The following is a 4,494-nucleotide window of genomic DNA, read 5'->3' as shown; positions in this document are numbered from 1 at the left end:
AACCCAGACCCTTCACCTGGACGAAAACAGCCGACGAAATCCTCGACAAAATCGCCGCCTACTGCCACCGAATCTCTGACTCAGGTCACTAGGGCTGAATCCGCATTCCACCGCGAGTACTGGGCAAGGTCGAGACACAACGGGGCCTCCCCAATCCCCCGCAGGGGGTACGCCCGCGCAGCGAAGAGGAACAAACGCGACCCCTTCGCCAAAGGTCCCGAGTACGGCCACAAGACCGCCCAGTCGGAAGGGAAAGGCCCCGCCGTGAGTCAGCAGGCCGGCACCCAGCTCTACACGTTCATCGCCGACCGACTCGACGAGGAGATGCAGGAGAAGTACGAGGAGGGCCGAGGCAAAGCTGCCATACGGTGCGACGCCGACGAGCTGAGGTGTGCCATGCGTCCACACCAGGCGCTCACCGAGGCCGCTTACGCCAACGACGGGTCCAGGGTGGACGAGCACCTGCACATGCTCACCGAGCAAGCGGCCGCGTGGGCCGACCACGCGGAGCGCCCGTTGAAGACGGAGGCCTAGTCGTGCCGTTCGATCCCGAACGTCCCGCACCGCCTGGCGGGATGAAGCACCACACCGCCCACGGCTACATCATCGCCGGACCCGACGACCGGGGATGTTGCGTGATCCACGAGATATGGGTCGCCCCCGAGCACCGCGGCAAAGGCGAAGGACGCGCGCTGGTCGAGTGCGTCCGCGCGTGGGCACGCGAGCAGAAAATCGGGCCGCTCATCGTCCACTGCTCGCCCCGTAACCAAGGCGGCCAGGCCTTCTACGAAGCCCTCGGCATGCGGGCCGTCGCAATCGTCTACCAAGACGATCTGGAGGACAGCACGGATCACAGCCACTCCAGATCGCGGGAGGGCCGTTGATACCGACTACGCCGCTATCACGCCTTGTCTGCCCAGTAGTCGGCCAGCATCTCACCGGGCCAGGCGGGCTCATGGACCGGGCCGCGCGGCCCCATCTCGGCGAAGAACGGCGACACGTCGTAGATCTTCGTGCCGACCACCGCATCCAGATCGGTCACCCGGAGACGAAGGCCGTCGACTTCCAGCAAGCGCGGGAAGCTCTGCGCCAGCTGGTTGGGACGCCGGTGATTGCGATGAGCGAACGTCCCTGTGGCCGGCCACTGCGTGTTACCCCGCGGGCTGCGGGCGTGGTACTCGACATCATCTGGTGATGCATGGTCGAAGTGCCACACGACCACCAAGTGGGAGAACTCCTCCAGGCCCTGCACGGAGTCGGTGGGGAACTCGGTCTCGTCCAGCTGGATCACCGACTCGACGCCGCCCCAGTAGTCATCAGCTACCTCGGTTCGGCCCGCGACAACTTCCCCGATCGGCTTGATCTCCAAAGCCATGGCCCCAGCCCTTCGACTCGATCTCAGCGACACGTGTGATCAATCTACTTGGGCCAGGTACGAAGCCGCGCGGGCATCAAGCACGCCCACCGCGGGGATGCCACGCTTACGGTAGGGCGATAGCAGTTGCCGCATGTCTACGACCCTCTGCCGGGCCCGGCCGGAGTAGATCCCCTCCTCCATCGCGTCCAGGACGCTGGTCCACGTTGCACACGCTTCCTCGATGCCGCCCTGGGCGATCTGCGTCGCGCCCATGTACCCAAGGGTGATCGTATGCGTGCGCCGAAACGCAGCCCCGCGCGTACGCACAGAGCGCCGGAACTCCTTGACCGCCCGCTGATGATTGCCGAGGTCCCGCAGCGTGCATGCAGTCTCGTGCGCCAAGGAAGCCTCGCCGAAGAAGAACGTCCGGTCCGGCTCCCTGATCCCGTCGTGGGCATTAGACAGATCATCCTCAGCGCACAGCAGGGCCCGCGCCGCATCATGGTTGTGGCGGTTCGCGGCGAGGGTCCGCGCGTGCACTACGCCGAGGAGCGCTCGCTCGCGGGGGGGGGTGACGGCCGCGTACCGCTCGCCGTGCACTGAAGCCTGCGCGATCTGGAGGGCTTCGCGTCGAAAACCCATGTCGAGTGCCTGGTGCGCCATGGCCCGCAGGATGTGCCCGCTCAGGGGCGCGTCGCCGGACCGGGCAGCCAGCTTGACCGCGGTGTTGAAGCGTTGGAGCGCGACCGCGTGCTCGCTGTTGTCGAACGCCATCCAGCCCGACACGTACGCAAGCTCGGCGGAGGCAGAGAACATCGCGCGCCGCGTCTGGTCGTTGGCGAAGCGGCCCTGGAGGAAGTCGAGCGCTTCGGTCTTTAGATACTCGTCGACCGCGCGTCGGCCGTGTCCGCCTCCGCGTCGCTGATCCATGCGCGAGAACGCCTGGGTCAGCTCCCGCACGGTCTCGACGTCTCCGCGGCCCACGCGTTTGCCCGCCGGCGACTCCTCAGCCGACGGTTGGGCCATAGCGTCCCACCACGGCTCATCCGGAAGAATCAGTGCCGCCGCGGAGTACACCCCGCCCGCCAACAGCCGACGCCGGTCAGTGTCCACGCCACTCCCCAAGTCGTTCAGCGCGATCAATGGATCGACGCGCCAGTCCAGCGCCTCCTGCGCTGGCGAGGTGGAAGCTGCGAACCCGATCTCTTGTGGCGTGATCTCACGCTTCAAACGACGGGACAGCGCCTGGCACAAGATAGCGGGCGCGATCCCCGACGGCTGAACGCCTCCCACCCACATGCTCACGTGGGAGCGTCCGATCTTGGAGTTCTCCCGCACCTCGCCATTCAGCGTCTCAACGGCGACCCGGTTGTATGCGGCGGCGGCCTGCGCTCGCGACCAGCCGGCTTCCAGGAGAAGTGCGGCAAGCCGCTCGTTTCTCTCGCGCGCCATCCTGCGCCCCCGCCACTGAAAGCGATCTTTGACCACATTGACCGGACCCGCCCCGAAGCAGTTCCGGGACGGGCGCAGATCCAACGTAGTGCTCAACTGACCCTTGATCCAGTCGAGATGGCGGAATGCCAACCTGCCTGAGCCCCTAGGTGTGTTGTCCGGCGAGTCACCACCGCAGCCAGAAGCGAACTGCGGCAAAGATCGCTCCGGACCGCATCGAGGGAAACGATCCATCGACGGGCCCGTCAGGTGACCCGCCGGACAGCCTTCAGTGCTGCGGGGTTCTACAGGAGGGTGACGGTGCCCTCGCCGGTGGAGCCGGTAATGGTCGGGATACCGGCGTAGGTGGCGGTGTAGCCGCCGAGGAGTTCTTCCGCGGTGGAGAGCAGGCCGTCGGCATCGCAGGCGGCGCGTCCGGTGCCGTCGGTGTTGGCCGTGCACAGCGTCTCGCCGCTGGCGCTGGTGAACGTGACCGGGGCACCGACCAGTGGCTTGCCGCCGTAGGTGACGGTGGCGTTGAGGTTCTGCACGCCGAGGGGAAGGGCGCTCAGCTGGGCCTCGCCGGCCGTCAGCTCCGTCGCGATGACAGGGACGTCCGCGGGCCAGTCGCAGACCTGCAGCTCGTTGTTGTACTCGGTCCCTTCAGGGCAATTCATGACGTATGGGACGCCGTTGGAGCACTGGATGAACTTCCCCGAGTCCCCGCCGTAGGGGGTCAGTTCGTCCGTGTCGCAGGCGGAGCCTGCTTGTGGGGAAGCCGCTGGAGTGGCGGCCTGGGCCGGCGCGGCCAGTCCGCCTACGGCGAGCATGGTGACGCCTAAACCTACGGCGAGACGACGAAGCATCAGATCCCTTCCCGAACAACGATCACTCATACGCGCCCGGCGCGACGTTACTGATCGGATGCGCTCGGTAACCAGAGAGATTTCGGCCAGCAAGGTCGATGGGAACCTCCCGGACGACGCCTCACCGACCCACCGGACAGTCCCTAGACGTGGCACTGAGGAGTTCATCCGCTCGCCGGCGTTCAACCCGGGGAGGCCAGCAGTTCGGAGGCCGCGGCCTCCATGGCGCCGGTCAGCGGCCCTGCCTTCCCCGTCCGCCGGTACGCCCATGCCACGTTCGCACACAGCATCAGCCGCGACTGCCGACAGGTCCGGGTGTTGAGGACATCAGCGAACTCGTTGAGAACACTGGCGGCCAGGGCGGGGACCGACCGCGAGGCTGACCACAGACAGGCCGCGTCCCAGCCGGCAATCGCCAGCCCCCAGTCCTCCCAATCGAGCAAGGTGAGCGGGGCAGCGGTGAGGTTGGCGTATCCGACGTCGCCGTGTGCGCACGTCCACTCCGCCGCTGTCGTGTCGACCTGGTCGCCGTACAACTCCCCGATCCGCCCGGAGAGGTGACGCTGCTGGACGCATACCCGGCTCGTCTCGTGCCGGGCCAGGTTCCCGAGCGCCGTACGCACGTCGTCCCACCATGCGTCTGTCAGGCCCGGGTCGCGGTCGACTGGGCTTGATGCGCTTTGACGGACATCTGAGATCAGGGGTTCTGCCCCGGGAGGATGTCCATCATGGAGAGCATGGGGAGGAAGAAGCCTCGGCCTCGCCGTTCGTTCACGCCGGAGTTCAAGGCCGAGATCGTCGAGCTGTGCCGGCGCGGTGACCGCTCGGTCGGTCAGGTCG

At 66.8% G+C, this 4,494-nt stretch carries 6 protein-coding genes; 2 read left to right on the top strand and 4 right to left on the bottom strand.

Features of this window, described 5'->3' with window-relative positions; genetic code table 11:
- Both ACZ4S3_RS40255 and ACZ4S3_RS40250 read left to right on the top strand, forming a co-directional pair.
- The coding region (locus tag ACZ4S3_RS40255; RefSeq protein ID WP_467943770.1) for a hypothetical protein at window positions 1-534 on the top strand (534 nt) is incomplete at its 5' end.
- Window positions 535-575: 41 nt separating this feature from the next.
- On the top strand, window positions 576-884 hold the full coding sequence (locus ACZ4S3_RS40250; protein ID WP_467943768.1) for a GNAT family N-acetyltransferase: 309 nt from the start codon (window positions 576-578) through the stop codon (window positions 882-884).
- A 17-nt stretch (window positions 885-901) separates the two neighbouring features.
- On the opposite strand, the gene ACZ4S3_RS40245 is transcribed toward ACZ4S3_RS40250, so the two are convergent.
- The 4 genes from ACZ4S3_RS40245 to ACZ4S3_RS40230 form a co-directional block, all read right to left on the bottom strand.
- The gene (locus ACZ4S3_RS40245) at window positions 902-1,375 is read right to left on the bottom strand and encodes a TrmO family methyltransferase domain-containing protein (RefSeq protein WP_467943766.1); all 474 of its coding nucleotides are present in this window, start codon (window positions 1,373-1,375) and stop codon (window positions 902-904) included.
- A 39-nt stretch (window positions 1,376-1,414) separates the two neighbouring features.
- Window positions 1,415-2,809, bottom strand: a complete 1,395-nt coding sequence (locus tag ACZ4S3_RS40240; protein ID WP_467943771.1) for a Tat pathway signal protein — start codon at window positions 2,807-2,809, stop codon at window positions 1,415-1,417.
- A 284-nt stretch (window positions 2,810-3,093) separates the two neighbouring features.
- On the bottom strand, window positions 3,094-3,618 hold the full coding sequence (locus ACZ4S3_RS40235) for a carbohydrate-binding module family 14 protein (RefSeq protein ID WP_467943764.1): 525 nt from the start codon (window positions 3,616-3,618) through the stop codon (window positions 3,094-3,096).
- 218 nt (window positions 3,619-3,836) lie between these two features.
- Window positions 3,837-4,277, bottom strand: coding sequence for a hypothetical protein (locus ACZ4S3_RS40230; RefSeq protein ID WP_467943763.1), 441 nt, complete (start codon window positions 4,275-4,277; stop codon window positions 3,837-3,839).
- Window positions 4,278-4,494 lie beyond the last annotated feature (217 nt).

The sequence above is a fragment of the Streptomyces sp. NPDC028368 genome (assembly GCF_055565615.1).
The sequence above is the reverse complement of the archived record's forward strand: the minus strand, read 5'-3'. Positions and strand labels throughout refer to the sequence as shown.